This is a genomic window from Planctobacterium sp. AWM4_229 (assembly GCF_056160305.1).
The window spans coordinates 701,297-725,037 of sequence record NZ_JBSWWX010000002.1; the positions used below are offsets into that span (position 1 = coordinate 701,297).

The 23,741-nt window shown below is 45.4% G+C and carries 27 protein-coding genes; 15 read left to right on the forward strand and 12 right to left on the reverse strand.

What is annotated here, in order from left to right; genetic code table 11:
- Positions 1–68 precede the first annotated feature (68 nt).
- Positions 69–1,172, reverse strand: a complete 1,104-nt coding sequence (locus tag ACXAGP_RS06105) for a glycosyltransferase family 4 protein (protein ID WP_475260194.1) — start codon at positions 1,170–1,172, stop codon at positions 69–71.
- A complete protein-coding gene (locus ACXAGP_RS06110) occupies positions 1,169–2,224 on the reverse strand; it encodes a glycosyltransferase family 9 protein (RefSeq protein WP_475260196.1) in 1,056 nt (351 codons plus the stop codon). The genes ACXAGP_RS06105 and ACXAGP_RS06110 overlap by 4 nt, the downstream gene beginning before the upstream one ends.
- A gap of 140 nt (positions 2,225–2,364) precedes the next feature.
- On the opposite strand from ACXAGP_RS06110, the gene waaA reads away from it, so the two are divergent.
- Positions 2,365–3,666: a lipid IV(A) 3-deoxy-D-manno-octulosonic acid transferase gene (gene waaA, locus ACXAGP_RS06115; protein ID WP_475260197.1), complete on the forward strand. Its 1,302-nt coding sequence runs from the start codon at positions 2,365–2,367 to the stop codon at positions 3,664–3,666.
- A gap of 1 nt (position 3,667) precedes the next feature.
- On the opposite strand, the gene ACXAGP_RS06120 is transcribed toward waaA, so the two are convergent.
- Positions 3,668–4,861, reverse strand: a complete 1,194-nt coding sequence (locus ACXAGP_RS06120; RefSeq protein WP_475260199.1) for a helix-turn-helix domain-containing protein — start codon at positions 4,859–4,861, stop codon at positions 3,668–3,670.
- A 118-nt stretch (positions 4,862–4,979) separates the two neighbouring features.
- On the opposite strand from ACXAGP_RS06120, the gene ACXAGP_RS06125 reads away from it, so the two are divergent.
- A complete protein-coding gene (locus ACXAGP_RS06125; RefSeq protein ID WP_475260201.1) occupies positions 4,980–5,684 on the forward strand; it encodes a DUF2306 domain-containing protein in 705 nt (234 codons plus the stop codon).
- On the opposite strand, the gene ACXAGP_RS06130 is transcribed toward ACXAGP_RS06125, so the two are convergent.
- Positions 5,653–6,687, reverse strand: coding sequence for a glycosyltransferase family 9 protein (locus ACXAGP_RS06130; RefSeq protein WP_475260202.1), 1,035 nt, complete (start codon positions 6,685–6,687; stop codon positions 5,653–5,655). The two genes, ACXAGP_RS06125 and ACXAGP_RS06130, sit on opposite strands and share 32 nt — an antisense overlap.
- A gap of 93 nt (positions 6,688–6,780) precedes the next feature.
- Here ACXAGP_RS06130 and ACXAGP_RS06135 point away from each other — a divergent pair, with 93 nt between their 5' ends.
- On the forward strand, positions 6,781–7,542 hold the full coding sequence (locus ACXAGP_RS06135) for a 3-deoxy-D-manno-octulosonic acid kinase (protein ID WP_475260204.1): 762 nt from the start codon (positions 6,781–6,783) through the stop codon (positions 7,540–7,542).
- Positions 7,543–7,611: 69 nt separating this feature from the next.
- Positions 7,612–8,046: a hypothetical protein gene (locus ACXAGP_RS06140; protein ID WP_475260205.1), complete on the forward strand. Its 435-nt coding sequence runs from the start codon at positions 7,612–7,614 to the stop codon at positions 8,044–8,046.
- Between the two features lie 32 nt (positions 8,047–8,078).
- Here ACXAGP_RS06140 and nhaA read toward each other — a convergent pair whose 3' ends face one another.
- The 3 genes from nhaA to ACXAGP_RS06155 all read right to left on the reverse strand — a co-directional run bounded on the left by nhaA (position 8,079) and on the right by ACXAGP_RS06155 (position 10,880).
- A complete protein-coding gene (nhaA, locus tag ACXAGP_RS06145) occupies positions 8,079–9,263 on the reverse strand; it encodes a Na+/H+ antiporter NhaA (protein WP_475260207.1) in 1,185 nt (394 codons plus the stop codon).
- 73 nt (positions 9,264–9,336) lie between these two features.
- Positions 9,337–10,110: a glycosyltransferase family 2 protein gene (locus ACXAGP_RS06150; protein WP_475260208.1), complete on the reverse strand. Its 774-nt coding sequence runs from the start codon at positions 10,108–10,110 to the stop codon at positions 9,337–9,339.
- Positions 10,107–10,880, reverse strand: a complete 774-nt coding sequence (locus tag ACXAGP_RS06155) for a glycosyltransferase family 2 protein (protein WP_475260209.1) — start codon at positions 10,878–10,880, stop codon at positions 10,107–10,109. Before ACXAGP_RS06155 ends, ACXAGP_RS06150 begins: the two co-directional genes overlap by 4 nt.
- Before the next feature lie 155 nt (positions 10,881–11,035).
- Between ACXAGP_RS06155 and ACXAGP_RS06160 the strand changes: the two genes are divergently transcribed.
- The 4 genes from ACXAGP_RS06160 (at position 11,036) to ACXAGP_RS06175 (ending at position 14,121) form a co-directional block, all read left to right on the forward strand.
- Positions 11,036–12,430, forward strand: coding sequence for a capsule assembly Wzi family protein (locus ACXAGP_RS06160; RefSeq protein ID WP_475260210.1), 1,395 nt, complete (start codon positions 11,036–11,038; stop codon positions 12,428–12,430).
- Between the two features lie 75 nt (positions 12,431–12,505).
- Positions 12,506–12,994, forward strand: coding sequence for a pantetheine-phosphate adenylyltransferase (coaD, locus tag ACXAGP_RS06165; protein ID WP_475260212.1), 489 nt, complete (start codon positions 12,506–12,508; stop codon positions 12,992–12,994).
- 9 nt (positions 12,995–13,003) lie between these two features.
- A complete protein-coding gene (gene mutM / locus ACXAGP_RS06170) occupies positions 13,004–13,828 on the forward strand; it encodes a bifunctional DNA-formamidopyrimidine glycosylase/DNA-(apurinic or apyrimidinic site) lyase (RefSeq protein ID WP_475260214.1) in 825 nt (274 codons plus the stop codon).
- Complete coding sequence (locus tag ACXAGP_RS06175) at positions 13,816–14,121, forward strand: hypothetical protein (protein WP_475260216.1); 306 nt, start codon at positions 13,816–13,818, stop codon at positions 14,119–14,121. Before mutM ends, ACXAGP_RS06175 begins: the two co-directional genes overlap by 13 nt.
- A 1-nt stretch (position 14,122) precedes the next feature.
- Here the strand turns inward: ACXAGP_RS06175 and ACXAGP_RS06180 are convergent, their stop codons facing one another.
- From ACXAGP_RS06180 to radC, 4 genes are all read right to left on the reverse strand, one after another.
- Entirely contained in the window at positions 14,123–14,590 is a 468-nt protein-coding gene (locus tag ACXAGP_RS06180) for a hypothetical protein (protein WP_475260217.1), read from the reverse strand.
- 126 nt (positions 14,591–14,716) lie between these two features.
- Positions 14,717–14,872: a 50S ribosomal protein L33 gene (rpmG, locus tag ACXAGP_RS06185; RefSeq protein ID WP_229529675.1), complete on the reverse strand. Its 156-nt coding sequence runs from the start codon at positions 14,870–14,872 to the stop codon at positions 14,717–14,719.
- Positions 14,873–14,884: 12 nt separating this feature from the next.
- Positions 14,885–15,121 (reverse strand): 50S ribosomal protein L28, encoded by a 237-nt coding sequence (gene rpmB / locus ACXAGP_RS06190; RefSeq protein ID WP_229529674.1) that lies wholly within the window; start codon positions 15,119–15,121, stop codon positions 14,885–14,887.
- A 155-nt stretch (positions 15,122–15,276) separates the two neighbouring features.
- Entirely contained in the window at positions 15,277–15,951 is a 675-nt protein-coding gene (gene radC / locus ACXAGP_RS06195; protein WP_475260256.1) for a RadC family protein, read from the reverse strand.
- A 130-nt stretch (positions 15,952–16,081) separates the two neighbouring features.
- Here radC and coaBC point away from each other — a divergent pair, with 130 nt between their 5' ends.
- The 3 genes from coaBC to slmA are packed head-to-tail and all read left to right on the forward strand — an operon-like array spanning position 16,082 to position 18,366.
- The gene (gene coaBC / locus ACXAGP_RS06200; RefSeq protein WP_475260218.1) at positions 16,082–17,287 is read left to right on the forward strand and encodes a bifunctional phosphopantothenoylcysteine decarboxylase/phosphopantothenate--cysteine ligase CoaBC; all 1,206 of its coding nucleotides are present in this window, start codon (positions 16,082–16,084) and stop codon (positions 17,285–17,287) included.
- Between the two features lies 1 nt (position 17,288).
- Positions 17,289–17,744, forward strand: coding sequence for a dUTP diphosphatase (gene dut, locus ACXAGP_RS06205; protein WP_338290305.1), 456 nt, complete (start codon positions 17,289–17,291; stop codon positions 17,742–17,744).
- 31 nt (positions 17,745–17,775) lie between these two features.
- A complete protein-coding gene (gene slmA, locus ACXAGP_RS06210) occupies positions 17,776–18,366 on the forward strand; it encodes a nucleoid occlusion factor SlmA (RefSeq protein ID WP_338290303.1) in 591 nt (196 codons plus the stop codon).
- A gap of 64 nt (positions 18,367–18,430) precedes the next feature.
- On the opposite strand, the gene ACXAGP_RS06215 is transcribed toward slmA, so the two are convergent.
- A complete protein-coding gene (locus ACXAGP_RS06215) occupies positions 18,431–20,053 on the reverse strand; it encodes a M28 family metallopeptidase (RefSeq protein ID WP_475260220.1) in 1,623 nt (540 codons plus the stop codon).
- Positions 20,054–20,227: 174 nt separating this feature from the next.
- Between ACXAGP_RS06215 and ACXAGP_RS06220 the strand changes: the two genes are divergently transcribed.
- The 4 genes from ACXAGP_RS06220 (at position 20,228) to ACXAGP_RS06235 (ending at position 23,715) form a co-directional block, all read left to right on the forward strand.
- Positions 20,228–20,797: a TetR/AcrR family transcriptional regulator gene (locus tag ACXAGP_RS06220; protein ID WP_475260221.1), complete on the forward strand. Its 570-nt coding sequence runs from the start codon at positions 20,228–20,230 to the stop codon at positions 20,795–20,797.
- A gap of 9 nt (positions 20,798–20,806) precedes the next feature.
- Positions 20,807–21,493, forward strand: coding sequence for a TetR/AcrR family transcriptional regulator (locus ACXAGP_RS06225; protein ID WP_475260223.1), 687 nt, complete (start codon positions 20,807–20,809; stop codon positions 21,491–21,493).
- Positions 21,494–21,569: 76 nt separating this feature from the next.
- Positions 21,570–21,893: a DUF1820 family protein gene (locus ACXAGP_RS06230; protein ID WP_475260224.1), complete on the forward strand. Its 324-nt coding sequence runs from the start codon at positions 21,570–21,572 to the stop codon at positions 21,891–21,893.
- 70 nt (positions 21,894–21,963) lie between these two features.
- Positions 21,964–23,715 (forward strand): DUF885 domain-containing protein, encoded by a 1,752-nt coding sequence (locus ACXAGP_RS06235; RefSeq protein ID WP_475260226.1) that lies wholly within the window; start codon positions 21,964–21,966, stop codon positions 23,713–23,715.
- The last annotated feature ends 26 nt before the right edge of the window (positions 23,716–23,741 follow it).

Sequence of the window (23,741 nt, forward strand, 5' to 3'; positions counted from 1 at the left end):
ACATTCCTGTTAGACAGGCTGGTTAGATCCTGATTTAAAATGTAATTAAAAACTGACAGGGAAGTCGGTTAAGTGCTCTTGAAAATAGACTGGTAGGTTTCAAAATTGCGTCTGGCCATGGTGGCAATGGAGAAATTCTCTAGCATGATTTTTCGGCCACACTCCCCCATTTGTAAACGAAGTTCCGGTTGCTCAATCAAGCGACTCATCGCCTTCGCAAGTGTATTAATATCGCCAACAGGCACCAATAAACCATTTTGCTCATGTCTAACCACCTCTGGTATGCCGCCTGCTCGAGTGGCGACAATGGGTCGACTACAGGCCGCTGACTGCAGCAGCGCCACCCCCAAGCCCTCGGTTACGGCTGGATGAACCACAAGGTCGACTAGCGGAATAATATTGTTTAAATCACTTCGAAAACCCGGAAATTGTATTTTGTTCTCCAGTTCTAAAGTTCTTACCTGTTGTTGATACTGTTCAAGTTTTGGACCTTTCCCAAATAGTAATAATCGCACTTTTGGATATTGATGGTGTATTCGATGAAAAGCGTCAATCAGGTGTCGCTGCCCCTTGCGCTCAATCATTTGTGCAAAGTTAGCAATCACAAAATCGTCTTCTAGAATATTAAACTCTCGACGAAACCATTGCATATCACCGCCCGGAGTGTAACGCTCCAGGTCCACCGCACTGTGGATGGTTTGTATTTTTCGGGTTGGATAACCGGTGGCTTTTACGACCCCAGCAATACCTTCTGAGATACATACAACCTTCTGATATTTGGCGTATTTCCAACGCGCAAACAAAGGGTTTTCAGTATTGTCTACCCGGCGTGAACAAACAGCTGGTACCTGACATTTTTTTGCTGCAATGGCCCCGAAAAGATCTGCCCCTCTGCGGCTGTGAACATGCACGATATCAGGGGCTTCCCGGGCGATTTGCTGGCCAATTCGATTGACCAATCCAAAATCCAGGTCTCCCCCCATTTTTACTTCTATCACCTTGGCAAACCTGTCAGCTGCCCTGGCAATGCCACTATTGGGTGGACACAACACCACATTTTCCACAGGGTAATCTCGTAACCCCTGAAGTAAATACGCCACCTGCTGGGCCCCTCCATAGAGGTGTTTACCCGCTTCAATATGCAGCACTTTTATTGACTGTGAAACGCTCATGATTTGCTTTGGTCCTGCTCTGTTAAAAGCTGCCGTAATGTCTGCATCACCATTTCTGGAGAGATATCCGACATACAGTCAAATGATCCATTACAGGTAGGTTTGCGACGACACGGAGAACAGGCTTTATTGAGATAAACAATCTCAGCACCATCTGCTTGCAAATAGGGGGCGGTTGAACCAAAAATACAAACGGTAGGAACCTTGTGCATGATACCCATGTGCGTTACGCCGGTATCAACTCCTACGACAAATTGCGCGCGCTTAACCAACTCGGCAGTGGCGGTAAGTGACGTTTGGCTTGCAGCATTGTACATATTACCGCCCGACACTAGTTTTTCGGCTCTCTTTACATCTGCGGGGCCTCCCACGACGATGGCGGGAATGCCAAACTGTTGCTCTATCTTTTTTGCCAATGCTTGCCAGTAGTCGTCGAACCAATGTTTCTGAGGGCGAGTGGTGTAGACACAAAAAACCGCATACTGTTGGATGTTATGTTTAAGCAAAAATGAGGTTACTGTATGCCGATCCTGCTCACTATTGGCCAGGCTCATGCTGAAATGCTGGCTATCACAGCCAATTTGACGTGCCAGTTCCAGGTATTCAGATGAAATAACGGGTGAAACATCTCTAGGTAAGACGTAGTCAAAAAACATCGCACTGCCTTCTTTACTGCCGAGACCAATTTTGCGCTTTCCCTTGGCCATCCCGGCCCAAATCCCACTTTTTAACAAACCTTGAGTATCCAAAATCACATCAAAATGTTGTTTTCTGAGTTCAGTTCTGGTCCGTGAAATACTGCTAATGAGTGATAAAAATCGACCTTGTTTGCGCAAAGTTTTCCACTTTGTTCTGGGTAACTCTATTACATCAGCGAGCAATGGATGACCACGCAGTAGCCCTGCACCGACAGGTTCAGCCAACCAGGTGATCTGACAATCTGGCCATTTGGCTTTGATGGCGGATAATAAACCACTAGCCATCACAATATCGCCAATAGCGCTCAAACGAATTAGCAAAAGGCTTTTAGGATGGTTTAAGTCAGGCAACATAACGCAGAAAACTCAGCAAAAAGGGTGACAAACAGGTATGATCAGCAAGAAAACCGTCATAATTATTTTCTTGACGATAAAAGCACATAATTAATACAGTTATGTGAATTTTCCGAGCCCTTTCGCGAACCATAATATCAATGCCATCATCACCTTATAAACAAACTGTGACCGAATTTATGATGCGCTGGCTCTATTCCAGTATTATCGCCGTGCTAATCCCTTTTGCTCTACTTAACCTTTTGATCAAAGCAGGTATTCGAGGTCCGGAGTATCGCAAGCGCAAACTAGAGCGCTTTGGTTTTCTTCCCAAAATAGACAAACAGGGAGGAATACTCATTCACTGTGTTTCAGTGGGGGAAGTCGTTGCGGCAACGCCATTGATAAAGCGTATCCAGAAGCAACAACCCGAGTTGCCCATTACCTTTACCACCACAACACCTACAGGGTCCAGTCAGGTAAGAAAAACCTTCGGCGAGAGCGTCACTCACTTTTACCTACCCTACGATTTACATATGGCAATGTATGGCTTGTTACGCAGGGTTAAACCAGAAAAATTACTCATCACCGAAGTAGAATTGTGGCCAAACCTAATCCATGCCTGCTGGCAGAAAAGTATTCCGGTTTATCTGATCAACGCGAGATTAACTGACAAGTCTGCAGCCAGATATGCCAAATTCAAGGTATTGTTCACCCCAATGATGCAAAAGATACATACCGTTTGTGCGCAGGGAGAGCGGGATCTTGCCAACTATCAAAAGCTCGGCGTTGAAGAGGACAAATTGTTACTTACCAATAATATGAAGTTCGACCTGCAATTAACGGAACAAGACAAACAAAAAACGGTAGAACTTAACAAAGTCCTACAACCTGGAACACGCCCGGTATTGCTGGGTGCCAGTACCCACGACCCAGAAGAGAAAATACTACTGAGATGTTATCAAGCCTTAAAGCCTGCGTTTCCGGATTTACTTTTGATACTGACACCCAGGCATCCACAGCGCTTTGAGCGAGTGGAAAATACAATCATTCAGAGTAAGCTCATTTATCAGAAACTTTCCGACAAAAAGCTCATAGCGAGCAGTACAGATGTATTGCTTGTCGATGAGATGGGCGTGCTCAGGAGTATTTATGCGCTTGCCACAATTGCATTTGTGGGCGGTAGCCTTGCAGACAGAGGGGGTCATAATGCGCTTGAAGCCGCGTTGTTGTCTAAGCCTGTATTGATGGGGCCTTCACAACACAATAATCCTGCCATTTGCGACGCGCTGGCACAGTCAGAGGCAATGGAAACCGTTGCAGAGGAAAATGAACTCACCGACAAAATTCGATTTTGGCTAGCTAATCCCAAGGATGCAAACGCGGCCGGAGAAGCTGGTGCCAAAGTGCTCAGCGAGAACGCCGGTGCGATTGATCGCACCCTGAAGGTGATTGGTTTTTAGTTTAACTTGATTGCTGCTTTAGTCGGTACAGTGATGGCGTTACACCCGTAACTTGTTTAAAGGCATTGTAGAATGCCGAGCGCGTGTTAAATCCACTGGCAAGCGCAATATTAAGCACATTATTATCGGTTTCTCTCAGCGCTTTCTGGGCATAACCAATGCGATAACCGTTAATTAATTGATAAAAATTACAGTTGAATGCTTCATTGATTGTTTGCGATACATAATTAGCGGGCACTCCAGCACTTCTGGCCAACTTGGGCATACTGAGCTCAGGATCCAGATAAATATCTCGCTCCATCTGCTCAAGCAGTTTCTGCTTATAAACCTCAATATCCTTTTCCGTCAGTGCTGAATTCTGATATCGCCGGGATTTGTCTTCATCCTCCCCCGGAGCTGTAGCTTCTGTGGTAATCAACACCTCCAACGGCTCTTTCAAGGATGTAATGGTGGCAAATGCCGGGAACTGAGAAATACCCCAAATAGCGATGACCAGCAATAGCGCCATTAAAAGTAAGCTTCCGGTGAGCAGGCTTAAAAAGCGCGTTTGGCCAAACACATCACTGTACCCAAGAGCTATAGCCAGCCAAGCCAATAACAATAAGCCCCCCTGCCAATCAACCCAACGCAGATCTTTGCCTGTAAAGTTGGAAAATAACTTGGGTAATTGCTGTCGATACCAAACCAGTCGCTGTGTAATTTTAACGACGTAATACAAGGAAAAAATAAGCCAGCCCAGAAACAGCAAAAACACCGACACCAAAAGTATCGTTTCACTGACTGACAAGTTGGCGTCTTCCAGCACAAATAAGGCGCGACTTCTTTCTTCTGATAAGAGCATTAACCAGCCCGCCAGGATGGTCACAAGGCCCGGAAAAATATTGTGCTTCTTTCCCCACCTATTTTGGTTCGAGACGGTAGCCGTTAGATAGTGAATCAGGCGCCAGTAAATCACTGGCAACCAGAAAAAGGCAATAAGTAGCAATGCAATTGCTATGTTGATATGGCTTTCTTTACTGCTCTCTAAAAATGGGGCAATTGAAATTATCAGCAGCGAAACTATCAGCTGTGAAAAAAGCCGTTTCAATGCAGCATCTGAGTGACTCAGCCACAGCCACGCCAATGACACCAAGCTAATCCCTTGAGTCATGGCGAATACGTGATTGGATAGCGATTCCTGCATCTCATAAACCATTAGTGAACCATAGTCATTAAAATCAATCCTGACTTTTTTGTCCTTCTCAAACCAGCAAGACGATATTTATTTCCCTTTTCTGCAAGCTGTCATTAAAACAACTCAAGTGGAAACTTCAATGAAACTGCAATACTGGTTCAACTTCAAGATTTTAGGTCTGTATTTGCTCGCCTTCATCAGCATTGCATCCGGCAGCTTGCAACTGGATGCGCTTAATACGGGCTTGATGACTGGCGATAGTTCTCACGACCCCGACGTTCCCCACTACTATCAAATGCCATTACCTGTGCTACTGCATATTATTAGTGGAGTGCTGTTTAATTTACTCAGTCCATTGCAGTTTTCCAGCACAATTCGCGCAAAACTCACCTGGTTGCACCGTTGTAACGGCGGTTTGATGGTCATTTGCGCGCTATGTGCTGGTATCACGGCCTTGCTAATGAATGAGATTTACCCTGCTTTTGGTGGAGCGCTGAAATATTTTGGTGTCATGACATTTTCACTGGCCATTTGTGTCTGCGTCATGATGGGGATCATCAGGATAAAACAACGCAATATTCCTGCCCACAGAGCCTGGATGATCCGCGCCACCGCTGTTGCCTTGGGTCCAGCCACTCAGCGCTTATTCTTTATTCCCGCCTATTTAATCATGGGCTCTATCGAACAATGGGTAATAGGAGTTGGTATTTGGGTGGGTTTCCTGGTGAACCTTGCCGTGGCAGAGCTGTTCATTATTCCGCAGGGGAACAAGAACTTAACCTCTATGCAACAAGGAGAAAAACAAAATGGAGCTAGTCCTGCGGTAAAAGCGGCGTCACTTTAGCTATCACTTGCTCAAGCGTAATTCGCTGCATCAGATTTGGCCCTTTGGCTCTGGTGCCCCAGGTTAACTCTGTCCATGGTTTACCCTGCTGCTCAGAGATAACCTCTTCGTACACGGATACAACATCGTCCTTATTGTTGTATGGTCCAGTGCGCAACGGATTACTATGAGCATACAAGCCCACCACAGGCGTACCCACAGTGGTGGCCATGTGTGCCGGACCAGTATCCGGCGCAATCACCAGTTCTGCTTTTGTTAAAATCGCCAACAACTCTTTTAAGCTGGTTTGGCCGGTTAAATCCTCTGTTATAACGCCCCCTAATGCTATCTCTTTTGCTAAAGTACGCTCACCGTCGGATGGTCCACCACATAACAACACAGGCACTTGCTTACTTTGAAGCCAACTGGCAAGTTGCTGATAACCTTCCACAGTCCAGTTCCTTTCCGCTTTGCTGGCTGACGGACATATTACCGCAAACCGTCCGTGCGCTGCGCAGATAGCTTGTGCTTTAGCTCGTGCTGCGTAGGGCAGAGGAATATGCCAACGGGGTATTCCACCATCGGGGATTTGTGCTGCATCCGCAAAGGCCATAAATCCGTCTAAGACATGGGGATGCGCTTGCTTTCTGATGGGGTGGGAAATAAACAGATGATGTAACTCTTTGGCGCGTTCGAGATCGAAGCCAAAGGTCTTATCCGCCTTAATAAACAAACTGGCTAAGTTTGCACGCAGCGCGATTTGCATCAAAAACAAGGCATCAAATCGCTGTCCTTTCAGATCTGAGCGCAATTTTTGATAAGCACGCCATCCTTGTTTTTTGTCAAAAATAATAAACTGAACACCGGGAATATCACATACAAGCTGATATTCTACTTTGCCAATCACCCAAGTTAATTGGATATCCGGGCGCATTCTTTGGATCCGCTCCACCAGCGCAACGGCATGACACACATCGCCAATCGCTGACAAACGTAATAAACATAATTTAGCGTTTTCTCGCACGAACTTTCCTGTCTGGACAGCGACAGTCTGTCACTATTCAACGTAATCTGGCACTATTGTTCCCCAGTTAACCATCTCCCGCAAGCGTATCCGATGACAACACCGCTTCAAATGCCAGCTGATTATCAGAAAAAATATAACAATGTCAGTAGTTATGGAGATGCGAATAGCCGAATAATTCAGCTACAGAATTGCAGCTTGCCGGCAGAGAATTCGGTTTTTACCGCCTCCTGGTGGCAAAAAAACGGTGAAATCACTGGCTCAGCTTCAGGGCGCGGCAAAACCCTGTTTGTGCGTCATCAGCAGCAGGATTTAATTTTACGCCCCTATCTGCGCGGAGGGATCCCCGGCAAAATTTTATCCAATCAATTTTTGTTCGCAGGCTTTGAACGCACTCGCGCCTGGCAAGAGTTTTTTTTACTGCTGGAGATGCTGGCGTTACAACTTCCTGTTCCCGCCCCCGTCATGGCTTACATACAAAAAAGCGGATTAATTTATCGCAATAGCATTATTATTAAACGCATACCTGAGGCAGCGGATTTACATCACATACTGTGTCGAGAAAACCTGTCTGAAGAGACATGGCTCACCGTGGGTAAAACCATTCGCACCTTTCATGACAATCAGGTTTACCACCACGACTTGAACATCCGAAATATTCTGTTGGATAACCTGGCCAAGCCTTGGCTTATCGATTTTGATAAATGCGGATTCAAATCTGGTGACGGTTGGAAGCAGCATAATCTGGCAAGATTGCAGCGCTCATTGCTCAAGGAAAAGCGAAAACTGCCTGAGTTGCACTGGCAAGAACAGCAATGGGATGTATTGCTAGCTGGCTATAATGATAGCAATTAGCATCTATAGCGAAAGCAAACAATACTAGCTAAGGTCTACACCTATAATCTTTGCTCCGGGAAGTTAACCATGACAGCCAGAACGCGTGCCTTACTATCCGCTATCGTCGCCTTTAGCTTTTATAGCTTGTGGTCTTGGTGGGTTAATAGCATGGCCAGTGATGATCAGGCACTAGTACTGCGCAGTGCTCTGCTACAGGGTACCTACAGCGCCCTGATGACGGTAACATTTACCGCTTTTCTCAATTGGACATTGAGCAAAATGAAATGCCATAAGCGTCCCCAGATAGCCGTGTTGCCGCCACTGCTATTTCAAAGCATCACTGTGATTTTGCTCAATGCCCTGAACAACACACCAGATATTCTTGCGACAGTTGCTCCCAGCATCCTAATGACAGGTATTTACGGGTTGTTCTACGCTAACTCCTTGCTAAAAACGCCGGAATACATTTGTAAATATAAGCTTGAAGGTTACGAAAAACTGCTCACACCGGATGCAGAGTGAACAGTTTCTCTCAATAAATCTCAGAATATTCTTTAATTTGCGGATTTCTCAGGCTCTTTGAGACTAGCCTTCAAAACCACAAAGCCCACAATACCAGAAAGCAATGAACCAATAATAATGCCCAATCTTTCGTCAAATAGCTGAATCCCGGTTTCTTCAAAAGCCAGGGAGCCAATAAACAAACTCATAGTAAACCCAACACCACATAAACAGGCGATGCCATATAAACTCGTGTAGGACATGCCTTTAGGTAATTGAGCAAAACCCAATTTAATACCTAACCAGCAGAGCCCGAAAATGCCAATCTGCTTACCAATAAATAACCCGGCAGCAATTCCCAGTGGCACAGGGTGAAGCACCTGCTCCATAGTCACACCTTCGAGACTGATGCCGGCATTGGCAAAAGCAAAAATAGGTAGGATGAAAAACGCCACTACCCCGTGCAGATCGTGCTCCATTTCTTTTAACGGAGAAGGCTCATCAGGGTCGCTGTTTTTAATAGGGATAAACATAGCGATGATCACACCGGCTAATGTGGCATGTACGCCAGATTTGAGCATGGCTACCCACATGATAACTCCGACAAAAACATAACGACTTCGATCAGAAATACCGCGATAGTTCATGAACCACAATACAGCGGTGCATAGAGCCGCAACCACTAAAGCCCCGATAGAGATCTTACTGGTGTAAAACAGAGCAATGATGATGATGGCTCCTAAGTCATCGAAGATGGCGAGAGAGGTTAAGAATATTTTCAAACTCACCGGTACCCTGCTGCCCAGTAAAGACAAAATACCCAACGCAAAAGCGATATCTGTCGCTGCCGGAATAGCCCAGCCTTTTAATGTCATGGGATCGTGCTGATTGAAGAAAAAATATACTGCTGCAGGCACTAACATCCCGCCGATGGCACCCAAGGCGGGAAATACGATATTTGCCGGATCTGATAGTTCGCCCTCTAATACTTCTCGCTTTAATTCCAATCCCACCAAAAGGAAAAATACCGCCATCAAACCATCGTTGATCCACAACAATAGCGGCTTGGCAATTTCCAGATTACCCACCTTAACAGCTACTGGCGTGTCAATTAGCATGTCGTACCAAACTGAGAGGGGGGTATTGGCAACAATCATGGCCAATGCCGCAGCAAACATCAGAATGATACCTGCGGAGGATTCTTTTTCTAAAAACTCATCAATCACTGATTTGCGCACAACTAGACTTCCGTTATTGGTTTGAATACAAATTGAATTTAATCACTATAGTGTGAAAGCGCGGTGACGGCTATCATCCTTGTTTCGTGGACCACAATTCCATGAGTTTAGCCTCTTTCAAAAAGGCGTACTGCGCCTCTATCATGGCATGTACCAATCCTCGTCGCCCCGAAAAACACATTTTTTTGAACAGGTAAAATTTGATAAAAGTGAGTGGAAAAATCAGCCATAACTTTAACAGCGAGGATTTTTTGTTCTTGGCAAACTTCTCTTGCGCTTTTAGCAGCGAGTACTTGTTCTGCTTTTCCATCAATATATGGCTACTTTCATAGCCATAGTGTTTAACCAAATATCGGCTTTTAAATACCCTGGCCCCAGCCTCTAATACGATATTCTCATGCACTTTTCGATCGGTGGGATAAGAAGCTTTACTGCGTTTAAAGCAACGAATAATAGAACGTTTGTCGGAGCGGCGAGACATAGGTTTGCCCCAAAACAAATCTTCAAAAAACAATCTTATGGCATCGCATTCATCGGCAGCTACCAAGCCAGCAATTTCATTTATCAAAGCTTCGCAAATGACTTCATCACCATCAAGGTTCAAGACCCATTCATTGCGACACTGCTGCATAGCAAACTGTTTTTGCCGTGCAAATCCAGGCCATGGATTAAAAATCACATTAGCGCCAAAGGATTCAGCAATGTTGACGGTATCATCCGTGCTGCCTGAATCCACAAGTATTACCTCGTCAAATATCTTTAAGGGTTCAAGAACTTCTTGCAGATGTGCCGCTTCATTTAAAGTAATTATAAAGACACTAATTGGCAGTTTTGGTTGCGCGCTCATTTCTTATCTTGCTCACCGTTGTTTTGAATCGACCACAGTGCTGCGTATTTGTGAAAGGCATACTGGCTCAGAATAATGGCCATCAATAAACCGCGTTTGCCATCCAGAAAACCAAGACGCAAAAAATATTGCTGACAAAAATCCACAAACATGCGCAAGATGGCAAAGCCCAAAGAACCAGTTTTCCCCTTATTCGCCTTTTCTTGTGCCCCCAAAACCCCATAATCCAAATGCTTAGACATCACGTGTCGATAATCTCGCCAACTGTAATGTAACAAAGGTGCTTTTAAGACCCGGGTACGGTATTCAGGTAAAAGTAGTGACTCATGTACACTGCGATCTTTAAATTGAGCCCCTGTTTTTAAGAATAGTTTTCCCTGTGGCGTGGCATAGCGACCGTGTTTTAACGGTTTGCCAAACAAAAAGGTGTGCCACGGAAATTTGATAAAATTGGCCTGCAATTGGGGCTCGCTGAGTACCTCATCCACTTCTTTTTTCAAGGCTTCTGTCACCACTTCATCGGCGTCCAGGCTCAACACCCAGTCGTGGTTACACCAGCCCAGAGCACGATTGCGTTGCGGTCCGTACCCCGGCCAATCGGTTTCATATACGGTATCAGCATATTGTTTTGCGATAGCCACTGTACCGTCATCACTTCCCGAATCCAGCACAATAAGTTCATCGACCCAGCCAACAACAGATTGCAGACAGGCCTCAATACGATCTTCTTCGTTACAGGTAATGACAAAACAAGAAATCTTGCGTCGCATCACGCCTCCCCGTATTGCTTATTTAGTTTTAAAATCATCTTTTCAGCCATTTTAAAGCGATTCCGTTACAAAATACCAAAAAATGCCATGAAAAATTGGCAACTTACTTTTTCTCACTGTTAGAATTGCCTCGCATTGCAAACAGAGGATGAAACGTGAAGCAAATTGTTTTCCTGATATTGATGGGATTTATCGGCCAAAGCACAGCAAAGGGAGTATCCCCTTACTTGCCCATTAATCTGGCGCCGGAAGTCGAATTGCAAATTGAGAAGCTGATGGCCATGACGGGAAATACGCCACTTACTCGTCCATACAAAGCAACCGAGTTACTGGTGCGACTTGAGGCCATCAAAGATTATCATCCCGTACTTTACAACCGCTTGTCTGCCTATTTAAAGCGCTACACTCAGGAAATCGCCAACACTCATCGCGCCGTGACACTCTCGACAAGTGATGACAATGCTCGTAGCCTGGAGAACAACCGTGGCGTTAAACATACTTCTTCGATTGAAGTTTCCGCAGCAGGACATGTATTTTACAACCCTTATATTTTTCTTTCCGCTGGTGCCAATTACAGCGATGAAGGCGGCAGAGCCGCAACCAATACCCACTTGAGTATGGGCAACGAATACATACAAATGGATATTGGCTTCAGAGATCATTGGCTATCGCCGATGCAAGACTCTGCCATGTTGCTCAGCACTCACGCTGAAAATCCGCCTTCCGTAACTTTCAGCAACACAACAGGAATAACCGATTTCAACCTTCGCTATGAGGTATTTTACGCCAAATATGACGAAGAAACGGACGTTATCAGTCAAGGCAATATCACTCAGGGCAAACCGGAAATGACGGGTATGCATATCAGCCTTAGTCCTTTTGAGCGATTTTCTGTGGGCTTCAGCCGAACTTATTATTTCGGTGGCGGACTGCGAGACAATGATTTAAGTCTTGGTTTAAAAGGCTTGTTCAGCCCATCATCTCTGGAAGACACTACACAAGACAATAATGAACAAGGTTATGGGCAAACGGCAATTAGCGCCAAGTGGAATATGGGGCTTGAGGTGCCGTTTTCCGTTTATGTTGAGTTTGCACAATATCAGAGGGACAATTTAAGTGCAGAAGATGATTCAGGACATGCCATTTCAGCGGGTTTTTATGCCCCGGTATTATTTGAAACCATGTCATTGCGTTACGAAATTACCAGTCGAGAAGCCGGCTGGTACGAATCGTCTTTTTATCCTCAAGGGTTGCGCAATAAAAACGTGTTAATGGGACATTGGAGCGCTGACGAGTTCGCAGCAGGTTTAAGCCCAGAAGCCTTGTCTCATCATATTATGATGGATTGGGAGATATGGGATGCGCAACAACTCGCCATTAAATTAACTCATCAGAATATTGAAGACATCGCTGGTTTATCAGATACCTTTCAGATGAAAGCCAGGTACAGTATTGCCACAGAGTATGGCTTTTTTGGGATTGATGGTACGTTTGGCAGAGATGCTTTCGGTGACAACTACAACCGCTTGAGCGCGTTTTACCGTTGGTAATATTTATCGATGAAAGCGTTCAAAATGCACCACAATCACGCTAAGCTAGCTTTTTAAGGATAACGGTAGACCCCTATGAAAACAGCCGCACTGTATCCAGGTACATTTGATCCTATTACCAATGGACATGCCGATCTTATTGAACGTGCCGCCAAACTATTTTCCAAGGTTACGGTTGCTATTGCTTCTAACCCCAGTAAAAAGCCATTGTTTACTTTAGATGAACGAGTTGAACTGGCCCAAAAGGTGACAGAACATCTCGACAATGTTGATGTGGTGGGCTTTCAGGGCCTGCTTGCTGATTTTGCCAAAGAGCACAACGCCAATGTCCTTATTCGAGGTTTAAGGGCTGTGTCTGATTTCGAATATGAATTCCAATTGGCTAACATGAACCGCCGGCTGAACCGCGATCTGGAGAGTGTATTTTTAACGCCTGCAGAGGAAAACTCCTTTATCTCCTCCACGTTAGTAAAGGAGGTAGCATTGCACCGCGGTAAAGTACATGAATTTTGTCACCCCATTGTGCAAAAAGCATTAATAGAAAAGTTTCACCAAAAAGCTTAATTACCAGGTATGCCAGAGTTACCAGAAGTCGAAACCACTAAGCGTGGTATCAGTCCTCACATTTTGCAGCAACGGATCTCAAAAGTGACCATTCGCCAGCGATCTTTGCGCTGGCCAATACCTGAGAATATTGAGCAAGTACTCACCGGAAAACGAATAACAGCCATTGAGCGCCGCGCCAAATATTTACTCTTGTACTTAGAGAGTAACAACCAACAAGCTTTGCTTATTCATTTGGGCATGTCCGGAAGCTTGCGCATTGCCAAACCAGATGATGCCATTTTGAAACACGATCATGCGGATATTGGCTTTGAAAACGGCTTGATATTGCGCTATTCCGATCCACGCCGTTTTGGCTGTATTTTATGGCTGGACACGCCGCCTTTAGAAAACAAACTACTCAGTCATTTGGGGCCAGAGCCACTATCAGAAGAGTTTAATGGCGAATATCTATGGCAAAAATCGCGCGGCAAATCCATTGCCGTAAAGCAATTTGTCATGGATCAAAAGGTGGTAACTGGCATCGGTAATATTTACGCCACTGAAGCACTATTCACGGCCGGCATACACCCCAACAAAGCAGCAGGCAAGGTGTCAAAAGCCAAATATGCCTTATTCGTAACGGACGCCAAACGCACCCTGGAACGCTCCATTACCCAAGGTGGCACCACCCTGAGAGATTTTGTCGGTGGTGACGGCAAGCCGGGTTACTTCGCACAACAACTGCTGGTGTACGGTCGCAAGGGGGAGCCCTGCCCCAACTGCGCGACAACACTAAAAGAGATCCGTCTATCTAACCGCAGCTCTGTTTATTGCGGTCAATGCCAAAAATAGAGCGACCACCCAAGGCGACCTTTTATCGACTATTATGGCAGCGCATTATACCGATATGGTTTGCCTGGCAGTTGTTGTGGTTTCTGGCTTTTGAGTATTTCATCGATTATTCCCGCCACCCCATCACATCACTGGTAACGAGTAAATTGGCGTTAGAATCTGTTTTTTATGGTGTAATAATCATAAAACTATGCCAGTTAAACAAACCGCTGACTGCAGGCAACCTAATCACTCATGCAGCGTTGATATTGATGTTGCTATTAACGCTGCAGCCCTTGTTTGTTGGTTTTTAACCTAATCCACTAAAGCAATGGGGAATAGAGACTGAATGGCAACATTGTCGACTTGATAGTGTTGACCATTGGAATGTAGAACGAGCCCACTCTCTTCAGGAAACAGCTGGAAAACCCGCTTTTTATCTTCACCCGCCAGCAATACAGAGACGATATAAGGGGATTGTTCCGGTATGATTGCTGTAGGACGCACCTCTAACGAGCGCCAGTTTTCACAGATTTGCACAAGATCATTGAGTGGCGCTTCTGCGTTGTCCTGAATGCGCCAATCCTGTCCTATTCGTTCTATGCGCGCGATACCAAAATCTAGCGTCATGATGACACTAAAGGGTGGAAAAAGTGGCATAAGCTCTTCAGGAATGCCCTCATCGCTGTTAATCATGTCATTGCTGAGGGTAAACAGATAAACCATAAATAACATGGCCAGAATAACGACATTGTTCCAGGCGCGATGGCTGAGTCTGAGCATTGAATTGATATATGAGTTGCGATGGCTGCAGTGTAACGATTTAACAGAAAAATTAAAATTTTTCAGCGAGATAACGCAAAAAACCCGGAATTAACCGGGTTTTTCGGGAGACAAAAACCAAAAAGATTACTTAATCTTTGCTTCCTTAAAAAGCACGTGTTTGCGAACAACGGGATCGTACTTTTTGATCTCCATTTTGCCCGGCATGTTACGCTTGTTTTTGTCTGTCGTGTAGTAATAGCCTGTGTTAGCTGTAGATACTAATTTAATTTTATCGCGCATTACTCAGACTCCTTAAACTTTTTCGCCGCGAGCACGCATTTCAGTTAATACTGAATCGATGCCTTTCTTATCGATAATACGCATGCCTTTAGTAGAAACACGCAGTTTAACGAAACGGTTTTCAGACTCAACCCAAAAACGGTGAGATTGTAGGTTTGGCAAAAAGCGACGACGCGTTGCATTGTTCGCGTGAGAGCGGTTGTTACCTACCGCAGGACGTTTGCCAGTAACTTGACATACTCTGGACATTGTTGTTGTCTCCAAAAATTACTTACTTAACCCGACCTTTTCAACTCGGCAAATTGCCGCTGGTCAGAAGATGCTCATACAAGAGGGCGCACTTTATACAGTATAAAATCAGCAGATTCAAGTAAAAGTTGAATTAATGGGCCATTTTCAACACTTTACATCATTCCCCGCTCTGCCATTGATGTATGTTGCCCATCGCCTATCACAATATGGTCTAGCACCCGAATATCCATTAACTCCATGGCTTGCACAATACGCTGAGTGATATGTTTGTCAGCTTGACTTGGCTCAGCAATACCCGAAGGATGATTATGAGACAAAATAACGGCTGCAGCATTGTAAGAAAGCGCCAGTTTAACCAGCTCTCTTGGGTAAACCGGGGCGGCATTAATAGTGCCAAAGAAAACCGGCTGAAAATGCAGATACTGATGCTGAGAGTCTAACATCAGCATGGCAAACACCTCCTGACTGTATCCCGCCATTCTGCGACTGATAAATTCACATGTAAACGACGAAGAGGTAAATTGTGTTTTGCTTTGAGGTTCAGACTCAAAATATCTGCGGGACAGCTCTAATACAGCCTGCAGTTGCACAAATTTCGCTTTGCCTAACCCTTTACCTTGGCAGAATTGCGCCAGATTGGCGCTTAACAGGCGCTTTACAGAGCCAAATTCCACCAGCAACTGACGCGCCAGTTCAACGGCATTAAAGCCGGGAATACCAGTACGCAAAAATATCGCTAATAATTCAGCGTCACTGAGAGATTGAGGACCTAAATTGAGTAGTTTTTCACGAGGTCTTTCCGCCTCGGGCCATTGAGATAGTTTCATCATTACGTTCCATGTATAAAGCAAAATTTTTATTCAAAAATAGTGCTGGTTAACAGTATTAACAAAGCAGTTCCTGTGCTTTCGTGTTAATCTACATAATTAGTCGAAAAAGAACAACATCATTTCTTCTATGGGATCTTTGCTCAACACCAATATTCTTCTGGGTATCAGCGGTGGAATCGCGGCTTATAAAACGCCTGATCTGGTGCGTAAACTCAAAGCGCGGGGCGCCAACGTTAGAGTGGTTTTAACTCAATCCGCCAAAGAGTTTGTTAGTCCTCTCTCCTTGCAAGCCGTCTCTGGCAATATTGTCTCCGATGATTTACTCGATCCTGCCGCAGAGGCCGCTATGGGACATATAGAACTGGCCAAATGGGCAGATCTATTACTGATTGCGCCAGCAACAGCCAATACCATTGCCAAATTAGCCCATGGCCTGGCAGATGATCTTCTCACTACCTTGGTATTAGCTACCACCGCACCAATTCACTTAGCCCCGGCCATGAACCAGCAAATGTGGCGTGCCCCGGCTACCCAAGAAAATTTAGCAATCCTGGCTAAACGCAATGTCAGTTTCATCGGCCCGGACCAGGGAGAACAAGCCTGTGGCGACATTGGACCTGGCAGAATGATAGAGCCAGAAGAGATTGCTGAGTTATTGGATGCGCAAACCAGCAGCCAGTTACTGGCCGGTAAAAAAGTCATTATTACCGCGGGTCCTACCCGTGAGCATATTGACCCAGTGCGCTACATGAGTAATCACAGCTCCGGAAAAATGGGCTATGCGATTGCAGAGGCTGCACTCAAACTCGGAGCTGAAGTTTGCCTGGTGTCCGGCCCGGTGAATATTAATGCGCCCCCCCAAGCATCACTGCACAACGTGAATACTGCGGAAGAAATGTTGAGCGCGGTAATGGCAGAAGTTCAGGATTGCGATATATTTATTGGCTGTGCTGCTGTGGCGGATTACAAACCGACACAAGCAGTTGATCACAAGATTAAAAAAAGTAATATTGAGTTAACACTTACTTTTGTTAGAAATCCCGATATTCTTGCTTCGGTGGCAGCTTTACCCAAACCACCTTTTACTGTTGGCTTCGCCGCTGAAACACAAAATGTGGCGCAATATGCCAAGGATAAGCTGGCCCGTAAAAAGTTAGACTTAATTGCCGCAAACGACGTATCGCGTTTAGACATTGGCTTTAATAGTGATGAAAACGCGCTCACTTTGTATTGGGCGGATGGTGAGCAACCATTGGCGAAGGCGAATAAACAACAAATTGCGCTGCAATTATTAGAAGCAGTTGCACAACGATTTAACCAGAAACACAGCTGATATGCACAAAATCGACCTTAAAATACTGGACCCACGACTGGGTAATGAATTTCCACTGCCAGAATACGCCACTCCGGGTTCAGCCGGTATGGATCTGCGTGCCTGTTTGGATAACACATTAACCCTGGAGCCAGGTCAAACTGAGTTAATACCTACCGGTCTTGCCATGTATATTGGCGATCCGGGCTTATGCGCCACCATTTTACCGCGTTCTGGACTGGGCCATAAAAAAGGCTTAGTGCTGGGTAACCTGGTAGGGTTAATCGATTCTGATTACCAAGGGCAACTGATGGTGTCAGTTTGGAATCGTGGGCAACAAAGCCAGCAAATTAATCCCGGTGAGCGCATTGCTCAGCTTGTGATATTGCCAGTAATTCAGGCACAATTTGAAGTTGTAGAAGAATTTACCGAAAGCGAAAGAGGTCAGGGTGGCTTTGGCTCCTCTGGCACGCATTAATCCAAGGACGAGAATACCTCAGGACACCATTATGCCAGCAACTCGTAAAAACAACCGCAAAGCCCAGATATTACAATCACTCGCGGTAATGTTGGAAACCCATCATGGACAACGCATAACAACGGCCAAACTGGCGGAAAAAGTGGGCGTTTCAGAAGCTGCACTTTATCGTCACTTTCCCAGTAAGGCGCGCATGTTTGAAGGTTTGATAGAGTTTATTGAAGAAACCCTGTTCAGCCGCATCAATAAGATTGTCGATGAAGAAAAAGATACCGGTAACCGCTGCCAGTTAATCTTGCATTTGATTCTGGGTTTTGCTGAGAAAAACCCCGGTATAACCCGTATTCTCAACGGTGACGCCTTACAGGGTGAACAGGAGCGCTTACGCACTCGCATTGCGCAGCTTTTCGAACGCCTTGAAACCCAACTCAGACAAATCCTGAGGGAGCGTAAATTACGCGAAGGCAAAGCCCTGCCCGCCGACGAAACATTGATTGCCAATATTCTGATTTGCTATGTGGATGGCCGCATCAATCAGTTTGTGCGTTCAGAGTTCAGCGCCCGCCCCACTGATGGCTTTGGTGCGCAGTGGAAGTTTATGCGAGAGCGTTTTTTTGGCTAAACTGAGACTGTAAAATAATCACAAAAAAGGCTGCATTCGCAGCCTTTTTCAATGGCGTATTGTATTAGCGTCCAAAGGTATTACCAAAGAAGCTATCGTCATTCCAGGTGGGCTTTTCCATTTGATTCGCAATGGTTTGGCCTATCTGAATATTCACTTCCGCAAACTTCACAGCCGCTTTCCAATTGAAGTCTTCGGAGAATTCGTCACAAGGTTTGTGGTAACACTTACCGAAAAATTCACCAAACTTCTTAGCGCCATCTACTTCAGGATCGACAGCAGTCCAACCGGGGATCACAAATACAGAGGGTACACCTTGTTTAACGAAGCTGTAGTGGTCTGAGCGGGTGAAAATCGCCTGGTCGGGCATTGGATCAGGTCCGAGAGTTAAGTCATGGTATTTAGCTGCAGCAGTCACTGATGCTTTCAAACTACTGTGTTCTGCGCCGAAGGCAATCACATCGGCAAACTCATAGGTTAATACCGGCATATCGAGATTAACGTTGGCCACAATGCTTTCAATTGGTACGGTTGGGTTTTGCGCGTAATAATCCGAACCCAGTAAACCCTTTTCTTCGCCCGTTACTGCTACAAACAAAATTGAGCGCTTCGGCGCCGGTGCTTGGGCTAATAAACGCGCAGTTTCTAACAATACTGACGTACCGCTGGCATTGTCTAATGCGCCGTTATTGATCTTGTCTTTTTCAACCGTTTTGGCGATGCCAATATGATCGTGGTGGGCAGAAAACGAAACATACTCTTTCGCTAACTCAGGGTCGCTACCGGGCAATATTGCCACAACATTAGGGCTGGTAATTTCTTTGAATTCGCTCTTTTTGCTCAATTCGATGCTGGATTGCATGGCAAAACCTTTGGGAGATTTATCATCTTCCAGTTCCGCGTAGATATCGTCCAGGCTCATTTGCTCATCAGCGAATAACATTTTCGCTGTCTCAGGGCTTAAAGAAGCGCCATTTTTGAGTTCAGCAAAGGTGTTTGCAGGCATACCATCTTCTTTTAACCAGCGCACACGAGGTACGTGAATATAATTTAATGAACGTTCGTAAGGACGTGCTTTTTCACTGCGCGGCGTAGGGATTACAATAGTGCCAATAGCACCATTTTCGGCGGCGTATTTGCCCTTCTGGTAACCCGAAGCGAAATGAGCACCCTCTTCACTGGGGAAAGACTGCGGCTTGCCTGAAAGCATCACCACAATTTTACCGTCGACATCAACTCCCGCATAGTCATTGTGCTCCAACTCCGGCGCAATGATTCCGTATCCGACAAAGACCAATTCCCCTGAAACATGGGCATCTTCATACATTGCACTGGGGCTAACCAGAAACTCTTTCGGATATTTCAACTCTGTAGTCTCGCCACCTTTGTTCAATACAAATTCAGGCGAATCTTGATCAAGAAAAGACTGGCGAAAGGTAACACGCTGCATGTAACTACCATTGTCACCCGCGGGTAACAAGCCATACTGCTCAAACTGTGAAGCAATGTACAAAGATGCAATTTCCAATCCTTGCGAGCCAGTATCACGGCCCTCAAGCAAATCGTGAGATAAGAAGCGCAAATGCGCTTTTATACGGCTGTCATCCGCTTTAAGAATGTCAGCATGGCTGGCAGTGCTGATAAATGCACCGAGCAGCAAACAAAGAGTGAGTTTTATTTTTTTCATAGAGGCTTATCGTTCCAGAATGGGTTGGTTTTTCGAGCACTGGCTTATCATGTCGCATTAGAGCCATGTGTTCGCATGCCGCCTACCTTAGGGCATAAGTTTCTTTTTTTCCAGCTTGACAGGCATTGTTGATAATTTATGCTAAGAGAACAGCTATTCTTAGGAACCGTATAAATGGCGAGAAGACCACAATACGATGTTGATGAAGTACTCACCGAAGCCGTGCAGATTTTCTTAGAGCACGGCTACAATGGCGCCGTGATGGACGAAATTATCGCCCGTACCGGCTTTAATCGCCGGGGCTTTTATCTGGAGTTTGGCTCCAAACAGTCTTTTTTGTACAAGGTATTAGCACACTACCAGGCCACCGTACTGCAACAAATACTCGGTAACCTGGAACGCAATCAAGGTTTGAGCTCCATTACGCAGTTTTTTAATGACTATGTCAGCCTGGTGAAAGGCAAAGGCTGCTTATTGGTGAATACGGTGACAGAGCTGGGCTATGATGACAAACACATACGCAGTATTGGTCGGCATTATGTTGACCAATTAGAAATTGGTTTTATCGGCTGCCTGGAGCGCGCCATTGAGCACAAACAGGTTCGCGCTGATATCAATATTGAAGCAACGGCGCTGCAACTGTGTAATTATGTGCAGGGTTTTGCCGTAACTGGCATCATTGCAGGTGCCACAGATGAATTGGAACTCGCTACCGAAGCGCTACTTGGGCCATTGGCTGCATAGAAGGTTGATATGACTGAATTTAAACGGGCGCGTGGCGCAAAAGAAAAAGAAGTTCGGCGCAAAGCCATTCTGCAATCGGCCATCACGCTTTATCAAAACAACCCCGGTGTTTTGCCTACTACAGCGCAAATCGGCAAAGATGCCGGTGTTGCGAAAGGTACGCTATATCTATACTTTCGCAGTAAGGAAGAGATTTTTCTGGCCATTCTGGAGGAATATCACCTTAACTGGCTCAAGACCTTCCATAAAAACGGGCAATTTGATGAATCCATCATGCTCACTTTGTTGGATACCTGTTGTGCCTACATGGAAGACAACCCGGTCTTTATGCAGCTTGCCTGCATGAGCACCAGTGTTATCGAACAAAATGTTGATAGCAAAGTATTGCTGGCGCATAAGAATGAACAAGCAAAGGCCACAAAACAGGCTGCTCGTTCAATATCAGCCATGTTACCCGCCTTACCCGAAGAAGATGCGGCCTCATTAATTGTGCGCAGTTATGCGTTGTTACTGGGCTTATGGCAGTTGTCTCATCCCACTGACAATATCGCAAAGGTGCTAATGTCACCTAGCCTGCAGATACTGAAGCCTGACTTTAGCACCTCGGCACGTCACGCTTTAGAGCAGCTTTGGCGAGCCACTATTGTCAATAACAAACCTGAAAAAAGTGGTATCTGGAAAAAGCTGTTTTCTTAAACAGCCATCTTGAAAAGCGCCAAATCAGCGCCATTTAATGGCGAATTATGACTCTTTTTAGAATTGACGGTCGACCATGAGTGACAAGCAACCCTTATATCGGATCCAGTTTATTGCCAATAGTGAGCGCTATGAGCTCTATGTGCGCGAAGTGACTCAGGGCAATTTGTTTGGTTTTATCGAAATCGGAGATTTCGTTTGGGATAACCATACAAGTTTAGTGGTGGATCCTAGCCATGAAAAACTCAAATCCGAGTACGCTAACGTTAACCGCACTTACATCCCTTTGCACAGCGTGCTCAAAGTTGATGAAGTGAAAAAGCAAGGCACAGCAAAAATCACTGAGCTGGGTGACAAGGTGACGCAGTTCCCCTCTCCCATTTACACTCCCAAAAACTGATCATCAGCAAATTTGTATTTCTTCTCAGGTGGCTTACACTAAGCCATCTGTAAAATAATGATAATCAAAAATGAAACATCTTCTCCTTGCCTTGCTGTTGGTGAGCGGCACCAGCTTTGCTTCAGAAAGCAAAAAACTCAATGAACTACTGAATACCATCTGGACATGGGAGCTGAATAACAGCCCGGTACTGGCCACGCGTATGGGCCAGAAACAAGAATTTGGCCGGCTGGCTGATTTGTCGCCAGAGGGACTGGCAACGCAACATCAACAGGCGTTGCAATACATGCAGTCTCTTAACAAGATCAAAGTTAAACGACTGGATGTATCAGAGCAAATATCACTTTCTGTGCAAAAACTGCGACTGCAAAACCAAATTGATGAGTATCAATTCAAAGGTCATTATCTGCCTTTTACCTCCGAATCAGGTTTTTACAGCGGACTGGCGTTTTTACCCAATACTCACAAGTTTAACAGCGCCGCCGATTATGAATTTTATTTGCAGCGTCTCAGTGACTTTCCTCGTTATTTTGCCGAGCAAACCCACTGGCTCAAGGAAGGCTTAAAGTCGGGAAAGACTCAGCCAAGAGAAGTGCTGGATATCGTGCCACAACTAGTGCAAAACTTTATCCATGAAAACCCAACGGAAAGTGGTTTTTATGGGCCATTTGCAAAAGACGGCGTGGCGTTTATGAATGACGATGACTGGCTGGCGCTACAAAAACAAGCACAACAGGTTATTTCTAATCGCGTTATTGTGGCCTATCAAAAGTTCTATGAATTTCTCAATGAAGAGTACCTTCCCGGTGCCAAAAAAACCTTAGGAGCAATAAGCTGGCCAGATGGTGAAGCTTACTATCAGAATCGCGCTGCCTATTACACCACCACCAGTCTTACCGCAGATGAGATCCACCAGCTGGGCTTAAGCGAAGTAAAGCGTATCCGTTCAGAGATGCAGGATGTAATTGACTCGTTACAGTATGAAGGCGATCTGGCACAGTTTATTCAGTTTTTGCGTACCGACCCACAGTTTTACGCCGAAACTGAAGACGAAATTTTGCGTTACGCTGCTTATTTATCAAAGCGCATTGATGCCAGGCTACCGAAATTGTTTTCTTACTTACCGCGCACTCCCTATGGTGTAGCCCCGGTACCAGAGAGCATTGCTCCCAATTACACCACGGGTCGCTACATCTCACCTACTAACGACACAGAGCCGGGTTATTACTGGGTTAACACTTATGCTTTGGACAAACGGCCTCTATACGCATTACCCGCGCTGACCCTGCATGAAGCGGTTCCTGGCCACCACTTACAGATCGCCCTTTCACAAGAACTGAACGATTTACCCAACGTGCGACGCTACACCTATATCTCTGCCTTTGGTGAGGGCTGGGGCTTGTATTCTGAGTATCTGGGTAAAGAAGTGGATTTTTACGAAACACCTTACGATGAATTTGGTCGTCTGAGTTATGAAATGTGGCGCGCAACGCGATTAGTGGTGGATACCGGTATTCATACAAAAGGTTGGACACGTCAACAAGCTGTTAACTACATGCTTGAAAATACGGCGCTGTCTGAGCATAACGTGCGTACTGAAGTAGATCGTTACATTACCTGGCCTGCACAAGCACTTTCTTACAAAATAGGGGAACTCACCATTAAGCGTTTGCGTCAGGAAGCCGAAACTAAGCTGGCGGATAAGTTTGATGTACGGGCCTTTCACAAAGCCGTTTTAGCCCACGGTTCTGTGCCATTAACCACACTGGAAGAAAACATCGCTCGTTATATTAGCGAGACCCTCAAGCAGAAAGATAAATAGCCGGATACAAAAAAAAGATTCAGGCT